Annotated in this window: 17 protein-coding genes and 1 riboswitch; of the genes, 9 read left to right on the top strand and 8 right to left on the bottom strand. The window is 74.8% G+C overall.

What is annotated here, in order from left to right; genetic code table 11:
• Window positions 1-57: 57 nt before the first annotated feature.
• Entirely contained in the window at window positions 58-2,199 is a 2,142-nt protein-coding gene (locus FB455_RS14635) for an ATP-dependent DNA helicase (protein ID WP_013288838.1), read from the top strand.
• Between the two features lie 52 nt (window positions 2,200-2,251).
• Here FB455_RS14635 and FB455_RS14630 read toward each other — a convergent pair whose 3' ends face one another.
• On the bottom strand, window positions 2,252-3,526 hold the full coding sequence (locus tag FB455_RS14630; protein WP_030272135.1) for an AI-2E family transporter: 1,275 nt from the start codon (window positions 3,524-3,526) through the stop codon (window positions 2,252-2,254).
• A gap of 172 nt (window positions 3,527-3,698) precedes the next feature.
• Here FB455_RS14630 and FB455_RS14625 point away from each other — a divergent pair, with 172 nt between their 5' ends.
• Window positions 3,699-4,046 carry a GroES family chaperonin gene (locus FB455_RS14625; RefSeq protein WP_013288840.1) on the top strand — a complete coding sequence of 116 codons (348 nt, stop codon included), beginning with the start codon at window positions 3,699-3,701 and terminating at the stop codon, window positions 4,044-4,046.
• A 118-nt stretch (window positions 4,047-4,164) separates the two neighbouring features.
• On the top strand, window positions 4,165-4,323 hold the full coding sequence (locus tag FB455_RS34280) for a hypothetical protein (protein ID WP_162881441.1): 159 nt from the start codon (window positions 4,165-4,167) through the stop codon (window positions 4,321-4,323).
• Between the two features lie 27 nt (window positions 4,324-4,350).
• Here the strand turns inward: FB455_RS34280 and FB455_RS14620 are convergent, their stop codons facing one another.
• Entirely contained in the window at window positions 4,351-5,826 is a 1,476-nt protein-coding gene (locus FB455_RS14620) for a PrsW family intramembrane metalloprotease (RefSeq protein WP_186466402.1), read from the bottom strand.
• A gap of 23 nt (window positions 5,827-5,849) precedes the next feature.
• A riboswitch (SAM riboswitch) is annotated at window positions 5,850-5,972 on the top strand.
• Window positions 5,973-6,017: 45 nt separating this feature from the next.
• On the opposite strand from FB455_RS14620, the gene FB455_RS14615 reads away from it, so the two are divergent.
• Window positions 6,018-7,280 carry an aminotransferase class V-fold PLP-dependent enzyme gene (locus tag FB455_RS14615; protein WP_145753710.1) on the top strand — a complete coding sequence of 421 codons (1,263 nt, stop codon included), beginning with the start codon at window positions 6,018-6,020 and terminating at the stop codon, window positions 7,278-7,280.
• Between the two features lie 155 nt (window positions 7,281-7,435).
• Here the strand turns inward: FB455_RS14615 and FB455_RS14610 are convergent, their stop codons facing one another.
• Window positions 7,436-8,689 (bottom strand): FUSC family protein, encoded by a 1,254-nt coding sequence (locus tag FB455_RS14610; RefSeq protein WP_145753708.1) that lies wholly within the window; start codon window positions 8,687-8,689, stop codon window positions 7,436-7,438.
• Between the two features lie 69 nt (window positions 8,690-8,758).
• On the opposite strand from FB455_RS14610, the gene FB455_RS14605 reads away from it, so the two are divergent.
• Window positions 8,759-9,394 (top strand): HD domain-containing protein, encoded by a 636-nt coding sequence (locus tag FB455_RS14605; RefSeq protein ID WP_145753706.1) that lies wholly within the window; start codon window positions 8,759-8,761, stop codon window positions 9,392-9,394.
• Here the strand turns inward: FB455_RS14605 and FB455_RS14600 are convergent.
• Window positions 9,320-9,652 carry a DUF4031 domain-containing protein gene (locus FB455_RS14600; protein ID WP_145753703.1) on the bottom strand — a complete coding sequence of 111 codons (333 nt, stop codon included), beginning with the start codon at window positions 9,650-9,652 and terminating at the stop codon, window positions 9,320-9,322. The genes FB455_RS14605 and FB455_RS14600 overlap by 75 nt on opposite strands.
• 33 nt (window positions 9,653-9,685) lie before the next feature.
• Here FB455_RS14600 and FB455_RS14595 point away from each other — a divergent pair, with 33 nt between their 5' ends.
• Complete coding sequence (locus FB455_RS14595) at window positions 9,686-11,086, top strand: FAD-linked oxidase C-terminal domain-containing protein (RefSeq protein ID WP_145753701.1); 1,401 nt, start codon at window positions 9,686-9,688, stop codon at window positions 11,084-11,086.
• On the opposite strand, the gene FB455_RS14590 is transcribed toward FB455_RS14595, so the two are convergent.
• Window positions 11,083-11,586: a hypothetical protein gene (locus FB455_RS14590; protein ID WP_114919019.1), complete on the bottom strand. Its 504-nt coding sequence runs from the start codon at window positions 11,584-11,586 to the stop codon at window positions 11,083-11,085. The two genes, FB455_RS14595 and FB455_RS14590, sit on opposite strands and share 4 nt — an antisense overlap.
• A gap of 66 nt (window positions 11,587-11,652) precedes the next feature.
• Complete coding sequence (locus FB455_RS14585; protein ID WP_186461601.1) at window positions 11,653-13,470, bottom strand: glycerol-3-phosphate dehydrogenase/oxidase; 1,818 nt, start codon at window positions 13,468-13,470, stop codon at window positions 11,653-11,655.
• Between the two features lie 68 nt (window positions 13,471-13,538).
• Between FB455_RS14585 and FB455_RS14580 the strand changes: the two genes are divergently transcribed.
• From FB455_RS14580 to FB455_RS14570, 3 genes are all read left to right on the top strand, one after another.
• A complete protein-coding gene (locus FB455_RS14580; protein ID WP_145753699.1) occupies window positions 13,539-15,950 on the top strand; it encodes a S8 family serine peptidase in 2,412 nt (803 codons plus the stop codon).
• A gap of 43 nt (window positions 15,951-15,993) precedes the next feature.
• Window positions 15,994-16,920, top strand: coding sequence for a GNAT family N-acetyltransferase (locus FB455_RS14575; protein ID WP_013288851.1), 927 nt, complete (start codon window positions 15,994-15,996; stop codon window positions 16,918-16,920).
• 70 nt (window positions 16,921-16,990) lie between these two features.
• Window positions 16,991-17,233, top strand: coding sequence for a hypothetical protein (locus tag FB455_RS14570; protein ID WP_013475087.1), 243 nt, complete (start codon window positions 16,991-16,993; stop codon window positions 17,231-17,233).
• A 72-nt stretch (window positions 17,234-17,305) separates the two neighbouring features.
• Here the strand turns inward: FB455_RS14570 and groL are convergent, their stop codons facing one another.
• On the bottom strand, window positions 17,306-18,928 hold the full coding sequence (gene groL / locus FB455_RS14565; protein ID WP_013288853.1) for a chaperonin GroEL: 1,623 nt from the start codon (window positions 18,926-18,928) through the stop codon (window positions 17,306-17,308).
• A 274-nt stretch (window positions 18,929-19,202) separates the two neighbouring features.
• Window positions 19,203-20,555: a hypothetical protein gene (locus FB455_RS14560; protein ID WP_145753697.1), complete on the bottom strand. Its 1,353-nt coding sequence runs from the start codon at window positions 20,553-20,555 to the stop codon at window positions 19,203-19,205.
• Window positions 20,556-20,614: the final 59 nt, after the last annotated feature.

The following is a 20,614-nucleotide window of genomic DNA, read 5'->3' as shown; positions in this document are numbered from 1 at the left end:
CCGCCACGCCGTCGGAGCGGCCGGACCGCCGTCGGTGCCGGCGGGTACGGTCGCACGGTGACCCCGTCCCGCACCGCCACCGGCCCGGCCGTCCCGAAGAAGCGCCGCAAGGGCCGCGCCGGTGCCGGGGAGTTGCTGACCGCCGCGGTGGGCGCGGTTCCGGGTGGCGCGGCCCGGCCGGGTCAGCAGCAGATGGCCGAGGCGATCGAGCGCAGCATCGCCTCCGGCGAGCATCTGCTGGTGCAGGCCGGGACCGGCACCGGCAAGTCCCTGGCGTACCTCGCTCCGGCGCTCACAGTGGACGGGCCGGTGGTGGTCTCCACCGCCACACTGGCGTTGCAGTCCCAGCTCGTCGAGCACGACCTGCCGAGGCTGGCCGACGCGGTCGAGCCGGTGCTGGGCCGCCGCCCGACCTTCGCCGTGCTGAAGGGGCGTCACCACTACCTGTGCCTGGCCCGGCTGGACAGCTCGGTCGAGGACGAGCCGGACGACGCGCTGTTCGACGCGCCGCACTCCGGCAACGGCGGCACCAAGTGGCTCGGTGAGGCGGGCCGGCTGGGCAAGCAGGTGCAGCGGCTGCGCGACTGGGCCGAGGAGACCGCCACCGGCGACCGCGACGAGCTGGATCCGGGCGTGGACGACCAGGTGTGGCGCAGCGTCTCCATGCCGGCCCGGGAGTGCGTGGGCGCCAGCCGCTGCCCGTTCGGGCAGGAGTGCTTCGCGGAGGCGTCCCGGGCGCGCGCCCGCGAGGCCGACATCGTGGTCACCAACCACAGCCTGCTCGCCGTCGACATGCTCGCCGGGCGGCACATCGTGCCGCCGCACAGGCTGCTCGTGGTGGACGAGGCGCACGAACTGGCCGACCGGGTCTCGTCGGCCGCCCAGGCGGAGCTGGTGCCGGAGCTGATCGACAGGTCCACCCGGCGGGCGCGGCCGCTGCTGCGCCCCGACGTGGCCGAACGGCTCACCGAGGCCGGTGACGCGCTCGCGGTGGGGCTGGCCGAGGCGCCGGCCGGGCGGCTCACCGCCGGTCTGCCGCCCGCGCTGCGCGAGGCGTGCACCTTGCTGGACTCGGCGACCCGGGCCGCGCTGGAGGGGATCGGCGACGTGAAGGCCGACGACCCCGATCCGGTACGCAAGCAGCAGGCCAAGGCCGTGCTGGACGAGCTGTCCACCACCGCCCAGCGGCTGCTGGAGGAGGCCGACCACGACGTCGCCTGGGTCGAGAAGCCGGACAACGGCAGCCGCCGGGCGCTCGTCGTGGCGCCGCTGTCGGTGGCGGGCACGCTCGCCACCCACCTGTACGACGAGCGCACTGTGGTCGCCACCTCGGCGACACTGGCGCTGGGCGGCCGCTTCGACACCGTGGCCCGGGCGCTGGGGCTGGACGCGCCTCCGCCCGCCCCGCCGTCACCGGCCGCCGCCGCGATCGCCACCGCCGCCGCCGCGGGCCGTTCCCCGGTCACGCCGGTGGCCGCCGCCGAGGGCAGCCGCGCGTCGGTCGGCACCGTCCCCGCGACCGAAGGGCCGGGCTGGAGTTCGCTCGACGTCGGCTCGCCGTTCGACTACGCCCGGCAGGGCATCCTGTACGTCGCCGCGCATCTGCCCCGCCCCAGCGTCTCCGGGTTGCCCGGACCGGCAGGTGAGGAGCTGCTGGCGCTGGTCGAGGCGCTCGGTGGTCGTACCCTCGGGCTCTTCTCGTCGCGACGGGCCGCGCAGCAGGCCGCGGAGCTGGTCCGCGCGCGGACCGACCTGCCGGTGCTGCTCCAGGGCGAGGAGGCGCTGCCGCTGCTGGTGCGCCGGTTCCGCGAGGTGCGGGAGAGCTGCCTGTTCGGGGTGATGTCGCTCTGGCAGGGGGTGGACGTGCCGGGCGACGCCTGCCAGCTCGTGGTGATCGACAGGTTGCCGTTCCCCCGTCCGGACGAGCCGCTCGCGGCGGCGCGGGCGGCGGCTGTGGACGCCGGTGGCGGGTCCGGTTTCGCGGCGGTGAGCGTGCCGATCGCGGCGGTCCGGCTGGCCCAGGGTGTCGGCCGGCTGATCCGGGCCACCGGCGACCGGGGCGTGGTGGCGGTGCTCGACTCGCGGCTGGAGACGGCACGCGGGTACGGCCCGTTCCTGCGCCGCTCGCTGCCGCCGTTCTGGTACACCACCCGGCCGGAGGTGGCCCGGGGCGCGTTGGAACGGCTCGCCAAGAGCTGACGCCCGCGCCTCCCCGGGCGGGGTGACGCGGGCGTCGGCGGGTCTTGCCGGGTCAGGGCGCCTGGGAGGCGACCACCACCGCGTCCGGCGGGGTGTCCGGCACGGTACGCGCGGCGAGCCGGCGCACCGCGGTGTTGAGGACGGCGATCAGCGGCACCGCGACCAGCGCACCGGCGATGCCGGCGAGCACCACACCGGCGGCGATGCCGATGATCACGGCGAGCGGGTGGATGGCCACCGCGCGGCCCATGATCAGCGGCTGGAGCACGTGGCCCTCGACCTGCTGCACGCCGATCACCGCGCCCAGGATGATCAGGGCGGTCACCGGGCCGCTGTCGACGAGCGCCACCAGCACGGCCACCACGCCGGACAGGAACGCGCCGACGATCGGGATGAACGCGCCCAGGAAGACCAGCGCGGCCAGCGGGAACGCGAACGGGATGTCGAACAGCACCAGGAAGATGCCGATGCCGACCGCGTCGATGAACGCCACGAGGACGGTGGCCCGCACGTACGCGCCGAGCGTCGCCCAGGACGCGCGACCGGCGTCGTCGACCTTCCAGCGGGCGGCCACCGGCAGCAGCCGGACCAGGAACCGCCAGATGTTGTTGCCGTCGCGCAGGAAGAAGAACGTGGCGAACAGGACCAGGACGGTGCCGGTGAGCACCTCGGCGAGCGTGGCGGCGGTGCTTATCGCACCGCTGGTGAACCGCTCGGTGTTGCCGTTGATCCAGTTCTGCGCCTCGTCGATGTAGCGGTTGAGCTGGCTGTCGGACAGGTGCAGCGGGCCGGTCTTGAACCAGTCCTGGATCTGGCGTACGCCCTCGGAGGACTTCTGGCTCAGCTCCGGTACGCCCTTGATGAACTCGTTGACCACGAGCGTGAGCGTGCCGACGACAGCGGCCAGGCCGCCGACCAGCACCACTGCTGTCGCCAGCGAGCGGGGCAGCCGGGCCCGGAGCAGCCAGCCGACCGCCGGGGCGAGCAGCGCGGAGAGCAGCAGCGCGACGGTCAACGGGATGATCACGATGCTGATGGTGCCGACGATCCTGAGCAGGGCCCAGGTCACGATGCCGATCACGATCAGGCGCCAGCACCACGCGGCGGCGATGCGCAGCGCGTGCGGCACCTCCGTGTCGTCCCGGCTCACAGTCGAGGAGTGCAACGCCGCCGGCGACGCCGCGCCCACGACCACCGCCTCCGGCGCGGCGGGTGGCCCCGGCGCGGCGGGCGAGGCCACTCCGGCGTCCCCGGTGTCCGCGGCGGCCCGCCGGGTCCGGGCCGCCTCCCGGCCCGACTCGTACGCGCGGCGGAGCCGTCCGCGCATCCGCTCGAAGCGGCTCAAGCGCACCTCCGGCAAAATCAGCCCCACCAGGTCGCAGGGGGCACAGGATACGTCCGTACGCCCCACCCTAGGGCGACTCGGCCACACATTGCCCGCCCGGCGCTCTCGCCAACCACGCCGGGATCGACCGACGGGCACGCGGTAGCGTCTTCGCGTGACCGCCGACCAGAGTCTCGACGCCGGGCTGCCGATCCGCCTGCTGCACGACCGCGTGCTGGTGCGTACCGAGGGTGCGGAGGGGGAACGCCGCTCCACCGCCGGCATCGTGATCCCCGCGACGGCAGCCGTGGGCAAGCGGCTGGCCTGGGCCACGGCGGTCGGCGTGGGGCCGAACGTCCGCGCGATAGTGGCCGGTGACCGGGTGCTGTTCGACCCGGACGACCGCTCCGAGGTCGAGTTGCACGGGCGGGCGTACGTGCTGCTGCGCGAGCGGGACGTGCACGCCGTGGCGGCCGAGCGGGTGGAGAGCACCGCCGCCGGCTCCACCGGTCTCTACCTGTAGGTCCTTACCTGTTGCGGCGCTCCGGTGCCGGTCGCTCTGCGGCGGTGCTGTTTGCGGCGCTGCCCGGCGGGAAGCCCAGGCACCTCAGCGCGCCCTGGGGAGGGACACCATGCCGGTAGTGATCAAAAAGATCCTCGCCTGGGGATTCCTCGCGTTCCTGATCTACTTCATGGCGTTCCGGCCGGACGGCGCGGCGCAGGTGTTCAAGGGCATCGGCGGCGCGCTGATGGCCATCGCCCAGGGGCTCGGCGACTTCCTGACCGGCCTGATGAGCTGACCGGCGCCCCCGACGAGCCGCCCGGCCTCAGCGCCCGGGATACCAGGGCGCGCCCGGGTCGTGCCAGCCGCCCGGTCCGTAGCCGCCCTGCGGGAAGGCGGGCGGCTGGGCCAGCACCACCGGGATCGGCACCACCGGGTCGTCCGGCGCCTCGACCGGGCGCTGCGAACCGTCCGGGAACCGCAGGTGGTAGCGCTGACCGTCCCAGACCCCGACCGGCGCCTGCGGGTCGCGACCGACGAAGAACGACCGGTACGCGGTGATCGCGTCCAGCAGCTCCCGTTCCTCCCGCGCCGTCCGCTCCCGCTCCTCCGGCTTGCGGTCCAGTCCCCGGCGCATCCCGTCGCGCAGCAGCGCCAGGCGGGTCGCGGCGAACTGGTAGCCGCGCATCGCGCGTACCCCGCCGTCACCGGCGACCCGCCGTGCCCAGGTGCGCGCCGCGTGCCGCCGGCCCAGGCTGCCCAGCGCCGCCACCTCGGGCGGGGTGAGCCAGCCTGCGCGGACGTAGTCGGGCAGCGTGCGCTCGGTCAGCCGGCCCTCCCAGGCGCGCAGCCAGACCGCCAGCCCGACCATCGCGAAGAAGATCGGCACCATCACGCCGATGTAGCCGTAGAGCACGATCACCACCTCCCCGGTGGCCTGGGCCAGCGAGGGCAGCAGGTTCCAGGTGCCGTGCAGGATCATCGCCAGCAGCAGCCCGGCGAGCGGCGCGAGCACCCGCACGCGCCGGTCGGCGGTACGCGCGGCGACGCCCAGCCCGACGCCGGTCATCGACGTGAACAGCGGGTGGGCGAAGCCGAACAGCAGGATCCGGACGATGAAGATCGCGATCACCTGCTGCGCGCCGGTGGCCGGGCCGTACTCGTCGGCGCCGGCGCGGTAGCCGTGCCCGCCCAGGTAGAGGATGTTCTCCACCATGGCGAAGCCGACCGCGGAGAGCCCGCAGTAGACCAGGCCGTCGGTGATCCCGGAGAACTCCCGCCGCCGGAAGATCAGCACCAGGAGCGGACCGGCCGCCTTGGTCAGCTCCTCGATGAACGGCGCGACCAGCACCGCGGTCAGCGCGACCGGCAGCCCTCGGTCCTCGAACAGCCCCGCGCTGGCCGTGTTCACCAGCAGCGAGATCGCGGTGGAGACGAAGGCGCCCCAGGCGAAGCAGAAGATCAGGTACTTCAGCGGCTCCGGCTCGTAACGGTCGAGCCAGAGGAAGCAGAAGACCAGCACCGGCACCGGCAGGATCGCCGCGATCACGCCGATCAGCAGCGCCTCGGCGCCCAGGCTCTCGCCGAGCGTGAACACCATGAACAGCGCACCGGCCGCGATCAGCAGCACCACGCCGGCCAGCACCAGGAAGCGCCGCCAGCCGAGCCGGCGCAGCGGCATCCGGGGCGTCGGCGCCCCCGGCGGGGCGGCGGGCGCATGCGGTGGCGGCGGGGCTGCGCCGGGCGGGGTGTCGGCCATGCGGTCAGCGTAGTCACCTGCGACCCACTGGTCCGGTCGCATCGTGAGGGCTATGCTCCCGGACAGGTCACGAGCGCCAGCGTCAAGCCCCGGCTTGCTGGCCGGCAACCCTCGTCGAGGTTCGCGGTGGGGTGCCCCGGGTGATGACCGGGCCCGGTGCCGCTCCGCGCGCCGGGCAAGCGCGGACCCCGTCCCGGCACCACCTGGGGTCCTGTGACCCGGGAGGCTCCGGCATGACCGTCACCCTCGTACCCTCGCTGCCCGTGCTGCCCGCGCCGGTCCGGCCCGACCCGCTCGGCGTGCTCGGCGTACCCGGGGAGATCAACCTGGACCACGCCGCCAGCGCGCCGTGCGCGCGGGCCGCGGCCGACGCGGTGGCCGGGCTTCTTCCCTGGTACGCGAGCGTGCACCGCGGCGCGGGCGCGCTGTCGCGACGCTGCACGCTGGCGTACGAGCGGGCCCGGCAGACGGTCGGCGACTTCCTCGGCGCCCGCCCCGACGACCACGTGATCTTCACCCGGAACACCACCGACGCGCTGAACCTGCTGGCCCGGGCGCTGCCCGCCGGCACCACCGTGATCACGTTCGGCGCCGAGCACCACGCCAACCTGCTGCCCTGGCCGCGCGGCTCGGTACGGCTGCCGGTCCCGGACAGCCCGGCCGGAGCGGTCCGGTCCCTCGCGGCGGCGCTCGGCGAACTCGCCCGCGACGCCCGGCCCGGCCTGCCCGTGCTGGTCGCGGTCACCGGCGCCGGCAACGTCACCGGCGAGTGCTGGCCGGTCGCCGAGCTGGCTCGGGTGGCGCACCGGCACGGCGCCCGCATCCTGGTCGACGCCGCGCAGCTCGCCCCGCACGCCCCGGTCGATCTGGCCGCGCTGGACGTGGACTATGTGGCCCTGTCCGGGCACAAGCTGTACGCCCCGTTCGGCGCGGGCGTGCTGGCCGGGCGCGCGGACTGGCTGGACGCGGCCCCGCCGTACCTGGCCGGAGGCGGCGCCACCAGCCACGTCGGCGCCGCGACGCACGAGGTGCGCTGGACGACCGGCCCGGCCCGGCACGAGGGCGGCACCCCGAACCTGCTGGGTGCGGTGGCGCTCGCCGCTGTCTGCGAGGCGCTCGGCGCGGCCGACCGGGACGCGCTGCACGCCCGGGAACAGGCGCTGCTGGCCCGTCTGCGTACCGGCCTGGCCGCGCTGCCGGACGTGGTGGAGCTGCGCATGTTCTCCCCCGAAGCGCCGCGGGTGGGCATCGTCAGCTTCGTGGTCGCCGGACGGGACTCCGCCGAGGTGGCCGCCCACCTGGCGAGCCGGCACCGGATCGGGGTACGCGACGGCCTGTTCTGCGCGCACCCGCTGACCCGGCGTCTGCTGGCCGAGGCCGCCGCCCGTACCGGCCGCACCGACCTGCCCCCGACCGCCCTGCGCGCCAGCCTCGGCCTGGGCACCACAGAGCCGGAGGTAGACACCCTCCTGACGGCCCTGACCCACCTCCCCTAGCCCTCTCCCCACCGCACCTCGAGCGGTGATCAAGGAGTTTGTGCACTAGTTGATCTCCTCGGAGTCCGGTAACTCCTTGATCAACGCGGCAGGGCGGGAGCGCGGGAGCCGGGGCGGGAGCGCGACCGGGCGGGGGTCAGCCGACGGGCGGGGGGTCAGCCGACGGGTGGGGCTGTGGGGGGATGAGCGGCGGGGTTCCGGGCTGCGGGTTCGCCCTGGCGGTTCTCGCCGAACGCCTGCCGGACCAGCCGGTTCGCCTCCTCCTGTTCGATCCCGGAGGCCACCATCAGGTCGCTCGCCGTGGTACGCACCTGGGCGATCACCACGCTGCCGGAGAAGCCGACCCCCTCGGCGTACGCCCGGCCGGCCTCGCTCACCGCGCGCAGCGACCGTTCGCGGGCCTCCTCGGGTTCCTGCCCGGAGGCGAACTCCTGCCGGAGCAGGCGTACCGACTCGGCCAGGTGACCGATCGCGTCCGGCATCGGCTCGGGGACCGGTTCGGCGTCCTCGATCATGGTGACCGCGCGGCGGATCAACGTGCCGCTGTTGCGCATGGCCCGGTCGATCGGTTCGGCCGCCTCGGCGTAGTGGGTCAGCTCGCTGCGCCGGTGCCAGCGGGCCGGCGAGAGCGTGCTCGTCTCCTTGGCGCCCTCGATCGCCTCGGAGAGCGCGGCCAGTTCCTCCTTGTTCTCCCGCAGCCGGAACAGCGCCTGCTGGGCGGCGTCCCGGTCCTGGCTGCGCACCGCGTCGGCGCAGGCGTCGAGCTGGTCGGCGAGCAGGTCCAGCGCCGGCCGGGCCGCCCGGTTGATCACCCGTAGCGGATTGAGCGGCAGCAGGATGGCGGTGACCAGCAACGCGATGCCGCCACCGAGGAACGCGTCGATGAAGCGGGGGAACTCCAGATTCTCCGTGGACGGGCTGAGCGTCACGATCAGTACGGCGGTGGCCGCGGCCTGGATGACGATGGCGACGCTCGCCCCGGCGAAGATGCTCAGCAGGATCGCCGAGGTCACCACGAGCGCGAGCTGCCACGCGCCGGTGCCGACGAAGTAGATGAGCGCGTCGCCGACGAGCACGCCGACCGCCACGCCGACGATCAGTTCGACGGTACGCCGGAACCGCTGCCCCACCGAGGCGGCGAGCGTGCCGACAGCCGAGATCGGGGCGAAGACCGGCTGGGGGTTCTTCAGCAGCCGGTGCGAGATCAGGTACGCCAGGCCGGCGGCGAGCCCGGCCTGCACCGCCAGGCCGAACGCGGTGCGGACCCGGTGCAGCCGGTCGTGCAGGGTGGCCTTGCCCCGGTGCCGCAGCTCGTCCATCGCGGAGGCGATCCGCTGGCCGTCACGGTCGCCCGGGCCTGCACGCTGATCGCGGCGACGAAGGAACGGCAGTCGTCGGTCCCGGGCCATGGCGGGTACTACCCGCGACGATCCCGCTGAATCCCCGGTCCGGTCGCGGAGTGGGGCAGACTGCACCCGGTGGACGATCTGACGGCACGGTGGCGGGAGACGGCACGGGCGGCGGGCGCGACCGATCCGGCGGGAGTCGACCGGGCCGGCGCCCGGCTGCTGGCGGGCTGGCGGGAGCCGCACCGGCGCTACCACGACGAGGCGCACCTGCGGGCGGTGCTCGACGTGGTCGACGCGTACGCCGGTCTGGCCCGCGACCCCGGCCTGGTCCGGCTGGCGGCGTGGTGCCACGACGCGGTCTACGACCCGCGCGCGGCGGGCGACGCCAACGAGCGGGCCAGCGCCGACCTGGCCGGTGAGCTGCTGGCCGCCGCCGGGCTCCCGGCCGCGACGGTGACCGGGGTACGCCGTCTGGTGCTGCTCACCGCCGGTCACGTGATCGGGCCGGACGACCCGGACGGCGCGCTGCTCTGCGACGCGGACCTGGCCGTGCTGGCGGCCCCGCCGGAACGCTACGACAGGTACGCCGCCGCGATCCGTGCCGAGTACGCGCACGTGCCCGAACCGGAGTTCCGTACCGGCCGGGCCGCGGTGCTGCGGCACCTGCTCGCCCTGCCGGCGCTGTACCGCCTACCCGAGCCGCACGCCCGCTGGGAGGCCCGGGCGCGGGCCAACCTGTCCCGGGAGCTGGCCGCGCTCGCCTGAGACGCGGTGCTTCGGGCGGCGCAGACCGGCGTCGCGCAGCAGCCGGACGATCTCCCGCGAGGGCACGACCGTGGCGCCGAGCCACACCGCCGCCCGGAACCGCTCGGCGGGCACGTCGTAGTGGTCCCGGTCGAAGCCGCGCCGGGGCGCGCCGAGCATCTCGGCGAACGCGTGCAGCTCGGCGTACGAGACGTCGCTGATCAGGTGCGACCAGAGCCGGCCGCGCCAGGGCACGGCGGGCGGGTCCAGGTAGAGCACGGCAACAGACGGTACGCCGGTAGCCTTCCCGGCATGGCCGCCCATCCCCTCCTCGACGACCTGCGGGCCGCGCTCGGCGACGCCGCCGTGCTGACCGACCCGGACCTGCTGGCCGGGCACGAGCGCGACGAGGCCGACCTGTGCGACTCGGGCACCCCGCTGGCGGTGGTCCGTCCCCGCGACACCGGCGAGGTGGTGGCGGTGGTCCGGGCGGCCGCGCGGCACGGCGTACCCGTGGTGCCGCAGGGTGCGCGGACCGGGCTGGCCGGCGCGGCGAACGCGGTCGCCGGCGCGGTGGTGGTGAGCACCGTGGCGATGGACGCGGTGCGGGAGATCGACCCGGTCGGCCGGATCGCGGTGGTGCAGCCCGGCGTGGTGAACGCGGCGCTGGCCCGCGCGGTACGGGAGCACGGCCTCTGGTATCCGCCGGACCCCGGCTCCTGGGAGTCGTCCACCATCGGCGGCAACGTGGCCACCAACGCCGGCGGCATGTGCTGCGTGAAGTACGGCGTCACCAGCGAGTACGTACTGGGCCTGGAGGTGGTGCTCGCCTCCGGCGAGGTGCTGCGCACCGGGCGGCGTACCGCCAAGGGGGTCGCCGGGTACGACCTGACCCGCCTGTTCGTGGGTTCGGAGGGCACGCTCGGCGTGATCACCGAGGTGACTGTGGCGTTGCGCCCGGCCCCGGAGGAGTCACTGACCCTGGTCGCGGTCTTCCCCACGGTGGCGACTGCCGGTGGCGCGGTCGCCGGGATCGCCGAGCGCGGGCTCACCCCGAGCCTGCTGGAACTGCTGGACCGGACGCATCTGCGGGCGATCGAGGCGTACCGGCCGATGGGTCTGCGCACGGACGCCGAGGCGCTGCTGCTCGCCGCGGTGGACACCGGCGTGCGGGCCGCCGACGACCTGGCCCGGCTGGCCGAGGTGTGCACGGCGGCGGGCGCCGACGAGGTCTACGCGGCCACCGACGCGACCGAGGCCGCGGCCCTGCTCCAGGCGCGGCGGCTGGCCCATCCGGCGATGGAGCGGTTCGCGGCCGAGACGTTCCCGGGCGGCAACGGCGGCCTGGTCATCGACGACGTGGCGGTGCCGCGCGGGCGGCTGGGGGAACTGCTGGACGGGGTGGCCCGGATCGCCGAGGCGTGCCGGGTGCCGATCGGGGTGGTCGGCCACGCGGGCGACGGCAACATGCACCCCAACATCGTGGTCGACCGGGCCGATCCGGCGAGCCTGGCCCGGGGACGGCGCGCCTTCGACGAGATCATGCGGCTGGGGCTGGAACTGGGCGGCACCTGCACCGGGGAGCACGGCGTCGGGCTGCTCAAGCGGGACTGGCTGGCCCGCGAGATCGGCCCGGTGGGCGTACGCGTGCACCAGGCGATCAAGGCGGCGCTGGACCCGGCCGGCCTGCTCAACCCCGGCAAGGTCTTCTAGCCCTTGTCCTCGGCCGGCGTGGCCTGGGTGACGAGCAGCAGCACGTCGTAGGCCACCTTCGGCTTCGGCTCGCCCGGGCAGTCCTGGATGGTGACTGTCAGGTCCGGCGGCACGAGCAGCGTCGACGTCAGCACGCCGATGCAGCCCTGCTTGTAGCTGCGGGCCTGGTCGGTCTCCTTCGCGATCGCCGGGTCCGCGAGCATCCGCTGGAGCCGCGTGGTCTGCTCCGGGCTCAGCGTGCCGGTGGCGTCCACGCCGTCACCGGCGCAGTCGCGGCACTGCCAGCGGCCGGACGGGTCCACGTCGAGGTTGCGGACCGGGCCGTCGCCGAGCCGCTGCACCAGGGAGACGCGTCTGCCGTCCGGTGTCGGGCCGGCCGTGCCCGCCGCCCCGGGTGCGGTGGCGCCCTCGGCCCGTCCGAAGGAGCAGCCGGTCAGAGCGGCCGCCAGCAGGACGACGGCGGACAGAGCGGGGACGCGCGACCAGGATGGGCGAACCACGCGGGGAAACCTACACTTCCGTAGGTAGCGCGCACTACCGGCCGAGCGGCCCGGGTCGGGGATCCCCTACCTGGGGGAGGCCGGAAGTTCAACGCCCGGACCGTCGGTCCCCCGGTCGGCCGCGAATCCGCGGACGTCGGGCGCGCCGAGGCGGGCCGCGTCGGCAGCGATGTCGTCCGGCATGAGCTGCGACTCCCGCTCGGCCAGCACCCGCGCCCGGTAGTGGGCGACCTCCCGGTCCCGGGTCGCCGCGTCCCAGCCGAGCACCGCACCCATCAGCTCCGCGGCGTGCTCCGCCGACTCCAGGCCGCGGTGGCTGGTCTCGATCGAGATCCGGGTACGCCGGGTGAGCACGTCCTCCAGGTGCAGCGCGCCCTCGGCACGGGCGGCGTACGTCACCTCGGCGGCCAGGTATTCCGGCGCGCCCGCGAGCGGCGAGCCGAGCAGCGGATCGGCGTCGACCAGGGCGAGCAGTTCCAGCGTGAGGCTGCCGTAGCGCTCCAGCAGGTGCTCGACCACGCCGACCGCCACCCCGTGCCGGCGGGCCAGGTCGGCCCGGTCCCGCCACATGGCGGCGTACCCGTCGGCGCCGAGCAGCGGCAGGTCGGCGGTACGCGAGGAGCGGGTCCGGCCGAGCCGGTGCATCGCGCGGTCGACCACGTCGGAGGCCATCACCCGGTAGGTGGTGTATTTCCCGCCCGCGACCAGCAGCAGGCCGAGCATCGGCTCCACCACGGCGTGCTCGCGGGACAGCTTGGAGGTGGAGTCCGCCTCGCCGGCCAGCAGCGGGCGCAGCCCGGCGTAGACGCCCTCGATGTCGGCGGTGGTCAGCGGCCGGTCCAGCACCATGTTGACCTGCGACAGCAGGTAGTCGATGTCGCTGGCGGTCGCGGCCGGGTGGGACCTGTCGAGTTGCCAGTCCGTGTCGGTGGTGCCGATGATCCAGTGCCCGCCCCAGGGGATGACGAACAGCACGCTCGTCGCGGTACGCAGGATCAGGCCGGTCTCGCCGACGATCGCCGAGCGGGGCACCACGAGGTGCACCCCCTTGGAGGCGCGGACCCGCAGCTTCGGGCGCAGCCCGACGTCGTTGAGCATCCGCGACATGTCGTCGCTCCACACGCCGGTGGCGGCGATCACGGTGCGGGCGCGTACCTCGAACTCGGCGTCCGGCGAACCGGCGGGCGCCTCCAGGTCGCGGACCCGCACGCCGGTGACCTCCCGGGCCTGCCGGGTCAGGCCGACCGCGCGGGCACTCGTCACCACAGTCGCGCCGAGGCTCGCCGCGGTACGCGCCAGCGTCACCACCAGGCGGGCGTCGTCGACCTGGCCGTCGTAGTAGCGGATCGCGCCGGCCAGCTTGTCCGGCCGGAGGCTGGGGAAGATCCGGCGGGTGCCCTCGCGGGTGAGGTGCCGGTGCAGCGGCATGCCGCGACCGCCGCCGAAGATCCCGGCGAACGCGTCGTACGCGGCCACGCCGAGGCCGTAGTAGGAGCGGCGGAAGAACCGCCGGGGCAGGTCGCCCGCGCCGCCCTCGGCGGGCAGCGGCACCAGGATCGGCACCGGCCGGACCAGGTGCGGCGCGAGCCGGGTGGCGAGCAGACCGCGCTCGGTCAGCGCCTCGTGGACCAGGTGGAACTCCAGCTGCTCCAGGTAGCGCAGGCCGCCGTGGATCAGCTTGCTGGACCGGCTGGACGTGCCGGCGGCGTAGTCGCGCGCCTCCACCAGGGCGACCTTCAGCCCTCGGGAGGCGGCGTCGAGCGCGGCGCCCGCTCCGGTGACGCCACCGCCGATGACCAGCACGTCGAACCGCTCGGCCCGGAGGCGGCGCAGGTCGTCGGCGCGGCGCTCGGCGGACAGCCGGCCGGCCGTGGATCGGGACACACTCGGGTCACGCACCAGTCAACGGTAACCGTCCCGGGCGCGCGGCGACACGGCCCGGCCGTACCGTGATGACCATGCTGACCGGTCCGCCGCTCGCCCCCGTACCGCCGCCACCGCGCGAGACCGGTCCGTGGCCGGTCGTGGCGGCGGTGGCGACCGGGGTGTGGATCGTGCTGGTCACCGTGCCGGGCCAGATCACCGGCTGGCTGGTCGACCAGGTGGCGCTGGTCATCGGCGCGGACCGGCCGGTGGCGGCCTGGCCGGTGGTCGCGGTGGCCACGGTGCTGCTGGCCGGCGCCCCGGCGCTGGCGCTCGCGCTCGCGCCCCGCTCCCCCGCGCTGCGGGCGACCGGCCGGGCCTGGACCGCCGCCGTGGTCGCGCTCGGCGCGACCACGCTGCTGCGGACGGTGCCGCCGGTGCACCACGAGGCGTACCTGGCCGCGCTCGCGGTGACCGCCGCGGCGCTCGCGCTCGTCGCCGTCCGTCTCGGCCGCGTCCGGCCACCGGTCGTCGTGGACGCGGCCCCGGAGGGCCGGTTCGGGTCGGTGTCGCTGCTGGCGATCGCGGGCGGCCTGGCCGTACTCCTGCCGTGGGCCTGGGTGGGCGCGCTCGGCGGAGCGCTGGAGACGTTGCTCGCCGGCCTGGCCGCCGCCGCGCTGGGCGCGCTCGCCGGGGCACTGCTCGGCGCCGGTTTCTGGGCCGCGTTCGGGCCGGGTCCGGCCCGGCTGGTGCTCGTCGGCGGCCTGGTCGCGGGGGTCGCGCTGACGCCGCTCGCGGCCGGCGCCGGGCAGTCGGGCGTGCAGCTGCCGGCGCTGGTGCTGCTGCCGCCGCTCGGTTTCGTGCTGGCCGCGCTGGAGGCGGCGGCCCGCCACGCGGGCCGTCCGGCCGGGCCCGCGCCGGTGCGCCGGCTGGTCGGGCTCGCCCTGCTGGGGCCGCTCGCGTTCACCGACCCGGAGGAGATCAGCCTCCTGCTGTCCGCCACCCGCGACGCGCCGTTCTGGGTCGCGGTGGGCACCGGCGTGGCGCTCGCCGTCGCGGTCCTGCTCGCAGTCGGGTACGGCGTGCTGCTCGCCCGGTCCCGCACCCGCGCGCCCCGGCGCGGTCCGGCCGCGCTGGTCGCCGCCGCGCTGCTCGCCGCCGTCGCCGTGGTGTACGTGGTCCCCGGCCGGCCCGGACTCTACGGCGAGCGGCTGCTGGTGGTGTTGCGCGAGCAGGCCGATCTGACCGGTCTGCCGGCCGGGACGCCGGGCCGGGCCGGACGGGACGTCCGGGCGACCGAGGTCTACCGGCGGCTGGTGGCGACAGCCGACCGCACGCAGGGCGACCTGCGCCGCACGCTGGCCGGGATGCGGCTGAACCCGACGCCGTACTACCTGGTGAACGCGATCGAGACGGACGGCGGGCCGGCGGTGCGGGCCTGGCTGTCGAGTCGTCCCGAGGTGGCCCGGGTGCTGGTGAGCCAGCGCCTGCGCCCGCTGCCCGCGCTCGCCCCGCAGGCGCGCGGCGACGCCCCGGCGCCGGCCGGCCCGGCCTGGAACATCTCGCTGATCGGCGCGGACCGGGTCTGGTCGGACCTGGGCGTCACCGGGTCCGGCGTGGTGGTCGGCAGCTCCGACTCCGGGGTGGACGGCCGGCACCCGGCGCTCGCGGGCGGCTTCCGGGGCGGCAACGACTCGTGGTACGACCCGTGGGAGGGCCGCCGCGCCCCGGCCGACCGGGGTGGCCACGGGACGCACACGCTCGGCAGCGCGGTGGGCCGGGACGGGATCGGCGTGGCGCCGGGTGCGAGCTGGGTCGGCTGCGTCAACCTGGAGCGCAACATGGGCAGCCCGGCCCGCTACCTCGACTGCCTCCAGTTCATGCTGGCGCCGTTCCCCGAGGGCGGGAACCCGCTCACCGACGGCCGTCCCTCACGCGCCCCGGACGTGCTCACCAACTCGTGGGGCTGCCCGCCGGTGGAGGGGTGCGACCCGGGAGCGCTGCGACCGGCGACCGCCGCGCTGACCGCGGCCGGCATCCTGGTGGTGGCCGCGGCCGGGAACACCGGCCCGTCGTGCGGCTCGATCAACGATGCGCCCGCGCCGTACCCGGACGTGCTGACCGTCGGGGCGGTGGACCGGCAGCGGCGCGTCACCGAGTTCTCCAGCCGCGGCCCGGCGCCGGACGGTCGGGCCAAGCCGGACCTGGTCGCCCCGGGCGCCGCGGTGCTGTCCGCGATGCCGGGCGGCGGGTACGCCACCCTGGACGGCACCTCGATGGCCACGCCACAGGTCGCGGGCGTGGTGGCACTGATGTGGTCGGCGAACCCGGCGCTGGTCGGAGACCTGGAGCGGACCCGGGCGATCCTGCGCGACACCGCCCAGCCGGTCACCCAGCCCGCCGGGGCGGACACCTGCGGTGGACCGCAGGACGTCTCCGGCGCCGGGCTCGTGGACGCGTACGCGGCGGTCCGCGCGGCCCGGTCGGTGGCGACCGGTTAACAACCCTGTCCATTGGTCTGCCGATGCCCTAGGGTCGGCGTCCATGGACGTGGAGATCATCGAGCTGGGCCGGGACCGGCTGCCCGAGGTGGTCGAGCTGTGCCGGCTGTCGTTCGATCTGCCGGAGGACGCGGCCGAGGCGTCAGCCGTGGTGGTCACCGTGGCGGAGCGGGCCGCAGCCGACCGTCCGGTGCTGCGCCTCGGTGCGGTACGCGACGGCGCGCTGGTCGGCGTACTCGTCGGGTCGCTGTCGGCGGCCGATCCGCGCCTCGGCCACGTCGACCTGGTCGCTGTCGCGCCCACTGAGCGCCGCCAGGGCGTGGGCGGGGCGCTGCTGACCGAGGCGGAGAGCCGGCTCGGCGCGCTCGGCGCGGCCGAGGTGCTGCTCGCCGGCAACCCGCCGCACTACGCCTGGCCGGGCGTCGACGTGCGCTACACCCCGGCGGTCTGCGCCGCGCAGCGGCTCGGCTACCGGCAGGACCGTACCGCCTGGAACATGACCGCCGAGCTGTCCGAAGGGTCGGCGGCGCTGCGCCCCACCGAGGCCGCCGAGCAGCGGCTGGCCGGGCGGGGCGTGACGGTACGCCGTGCCGCCTCCGACGACCTGCCGGCGCTCGCCGCGTTCGCCAGGTCCACGTTCGGCGGCGCCTGGGACGGTGAGCTGGCCGGTTCGGTGGGGCGGCCGGACGCGGGTGTGCACCTGGCCGAGCGGGACGGCGAGATCCTCGGGTTCGCCGCGTACGGTTCGGCGCGGCCGAGCTGGTTCGGGCCGATGGGCACCGCACCGGCGGCGGAGGGCTCCGGGATCGGCGGCGTGCTGCTGCGCCGATGCCTGCGCGACCAGGCGGCGGCCGGGATCACCGCGGCGCAGATCGGCTGGGTGGGGCCGGTGCCGTTCTACTCGAACGCGGCGGGCGCCCGGATCGAGCGGGTGTTCTTCCTCTACCGGAAAGCCATCAAAGGGGCATAGACGTCAATAGTGCCATTCAGCCTCCTTCGCCATCGACCGGGCTCTACGGTCGGAGCAGAGGAGGCGGTGCATGACCACGAATGACGAACGGGCCGAGGATCCGGCGGCGGCCCGGCGCCCGGCCGACGAGCTTCCCGGCCAGCTCCCGTTCGACCGGCTCGACGTCGGCGACGCTGAGCAGCTCGCCGAGCTGACCGGCGCAGACGCACCACCGGTGGAGGAGCCACGGCAGCCGGTGGACGAGCCGAGGCGGCCGCCACCGCCGTACGACAGGGCGCACAAGCGGCGCAACCAGCGCCCGCTGCCCACCTGAGCCGGATACGCGGAAAGGGGGCGGACCGCTGACGCGGCCCGCCCCCTTTCGGCGTACTGGGTGGAGCTGGACTCAGAAGTCCATCTCCCCGCCACCCGGGCCCGCCGGGGCGGCCGGGGTCTTCTCCGGCTTGTCCGCCACGACGGCCTCGGTGGTGAGGAACAGCGCGGCGATCGAGGCGGCGTTCTGCAGCGCGGAACGCGTCACCTTGGCCGGGTCGATGATGCCCGCGGCCAGCAGGTCCACGTACTCGCCGGTCGCGGCGTTGAGGCCGTGACCCGGGTCGAGGTTGCGGACCCGCTCGACGACGACGCCACCCTCCATGCCGGCGTTGACGGCGATCTGCCGCAGCGGGGCGTCCAGCGCGATCTTGACGATCTGCGCGCCGGTCGCCTCGTCGCCGGCCAGGTCCAGCTTGTCGAAGGCGGTCTTGCCGGCCTGCACCAGCGCGACGCCACCACCCGGGACGATGCCCTCCTCGACGGCGGCCTTCGCGTTGCGGACGGCGTCCTCGATGCGGTGCTTGCGCTCCTTCAGCTCGACCTCGGTGGCCGCGCCGACCTTGATCACCGCAACACCGCCGGCCAGCTTGGCCAGACGCTCCTGCAGCTTCTCCCGGTCGTAGTCGGAGTCGCTCTTGTCGATCTCGGCCCGGATCTGGTTCACCCGGCCCTGGATCTGCTCGGCGTCGCCGGCACCGTCGACGATGGTGGTCTCGTCCTTGGTCACCACGACCTTGCGGGCGCGGCCCAGCATCTCGAGGCCGGTCGCGTCCAGCTTGAGGCCGACCTCCTCGCTGATGACCTGGCCACCGGTGAGGATGGCGATGTCGGTCAGCATGGCCTTGCGGCGGTCACCGAAGCCCGGCGCCTTGACGGCGACCGACTTGAAGGTGCCACGGACCTTGTTGACCACCAGGGTGGCGAGGGCCTCGCCCTCCAGGTCCTCGGCGATGATCAGCAGCGGCTTGCCCGACTGCATGACCTTCTCCAGGATCGGGAGCAGGTCCTTCACCGACGAGATCTTGCTGTTGACGATCAGGATGTACGGGTCGTCGAAGACGGCCTCCATACGCTCCGGGTCGGTCATGAAGTAGGCGGAGATGTAGCCCTTGTCGAAGCGCATGCCCTCGGTGAGCTCGAGCTCCAGGCCGAAGGTGTTGCTCTCCTCGACGGTGATGACACCTTCCTTGCCCACCTTGTCCATCGCCTCGGCGATGATCTCGCCGACGCTGGGGTCGGCGGCGGAGATGGAGGCGGTGGAGGCGATCTGCTCCTTGGTCTCCACGTCCTTGGCGAGCTTGAGCAGCTCCTCCGAGACGCTGGCCACGGCGGCCTCGATGCCCCGCTTCAGGGCCATCGGGTTGGCGCCGGCGGCCACGTTGCGCAGACCCTCACGGACCAGGGCCTGGGCCAGGACGGTCGCCGTCGTCGTGCCGTCACCGGCGACGTCGTCGGTCTTCTTCGCGACCTCCTTGACCAGCTCGGCGCCGATCTTCTCGTACGGGTCCTCGAGCTCGATCTCCTTGGCGATGCTCACACCATCGTTGGTGATGGTGGGGGCACCCCACTTCTTCTCGAGCACGACGTTGCGGCCCTTGGGGCCGAGGGTCACCTTCACGGCGTCGGCGAGCTGGTTCATGCCCCGCTCGAGGCCGCGGCGCGCCTCTTCGTCGAACGCGATCATCTTGGCCATACGGCGTTGTCCTCCTGGACACTCACGGGCCACCCGGATGCCCGGATGGGCCGTCTGGTGTACGCACCTTGGGGACGTCGCCACCTGGCGACGACGACGTCTCCTCGGTCGGGCCGGACAGCCCGCGACGACCGGCCTCGTACCGCTCCGGCGTCCCTTCGGACACCGGCGCGGCCGTGGCCCTACCGCCCCGACCTTCTGGCACTCACCGTACGCGAGTGCCAATGACTTGTTTAGCACTCTCCCTAGCCGAGTGCAAGCACGACAGCCCCGCTCAGCCGAGTTCCGCCGCCAGCCGGGCCGCGTTCACCGGGCCTTCCTGAGCCCGCTGTTCGGCGTACGTGACGACCAGCCCGACCTGCTGCGCCAGGTAGGCCGGGGCAGCCAGCAGGGCGCCGAACACGGCGAGCGCCACGGCGCCGATCGCGGTGCCGACGGCCTTCATCGGCTCGACGCCGAACACCGCCCCGCTGATCCCGCCCACGACCGCGTCCAGCACCGTCGCCGCGAGGAGGACAGCCATCACCAGCGCGACCCGGCCCAGCACCATGCCGAACCGGCTGTGGAACATCCGCCACGCCCGCCCGATCGGCTCCCGCCGCTCGAACAGGTAGACCGGACCGAACAGGGCCAGCGCGAACGCGGCGTAGAGGCCGGGCAGCAGGCAGAAGCAACTGCCGATCATGACCAGCAGCGAGACCAGGAGCGTCCAGCCCCACAGGCCGAGGGCACGGCGCAGCCCGTACCGGAAGGCGGCGCCGAGTCCGGTCGGTTCGCCGGCCGCCTGGCGGGCGACCACCCAGGTGCCGGCGGCCCAGCCCGCCGCCTGGAGCAGGCCGAACACCAGCCCGGCGGACAGGAGCACGCCGTAGAAGGCGAACATCTGCCCCCAGAAGCCGGCCGGCAGCACCGGCGCACCGTCCGGGGCGGTCGCCATCTCGCCCTCGGGGCTGAAGACGAGCGTGAGGACGCCGATCACCGCCGCCGGGACGACCTGGGTGAGCAGCACGATGGGCAGCAGTTGGCGCCAGCCGCGCCGCAGCGCGGCGGTACAGCGGGCGAACCAGGGACCGATGCCCGCGTGCGGCGGGTTGACGAGCGGATCCTGCGGGTCGATGCCCGGGAACCAGCCGGCGTACGCCCCGGGACCGGCCGGCACCGGGTACGCCGCACCGGGGACCGGGTAGGCCGCACCGGGCATCGGATAGCCCGGGTACGCCGGACCACCCAAGCCCGGCGGCGGGGTGCCCGGCGGCGCGTTCCAACCGTGCGGAGGAGTGCCCGGCGCGTTCCAACCGTGCGGAGGAGTGCCCGGCGGCGCGGTCCAGCCCTGCGAGGTGTGGCCGGGTGAGGTGTCATCCGGCGCGGTCCATCCGGGCGGGTTGGCCGGGACCGGGCCGCCGGGCTGCGGGGTGTCGTACCCCGGCTCGGCCGGGACGATCGGCACGGGGCCGGTGTGACCGGCCCACGGGTCGGCGCCGGACGCGCCGGAGGCGGGCGTGGCCCCTCCGGTGGTCCCCGGCGGTCCCGGTGCCGGCTCGGCGGCGGGCGGCGGGGGCGCGGTCGGGTCGGCCGGAGGGCCGGACGCCGCCGGCTCGGTGGAACCCGACGGGGGCAGATCGGACATGGGCCCTCCTCAGCGACTACGGCTGGAACGGCTCATGATCTTCCATGGTGGTCGGCCGC

Source organism: Micromonospora sp. CNZ296 (genome assembly GCF_007827635.1).
This window is presented reverse-complemented; position numbering and strand designations above follow the sequence as displayed.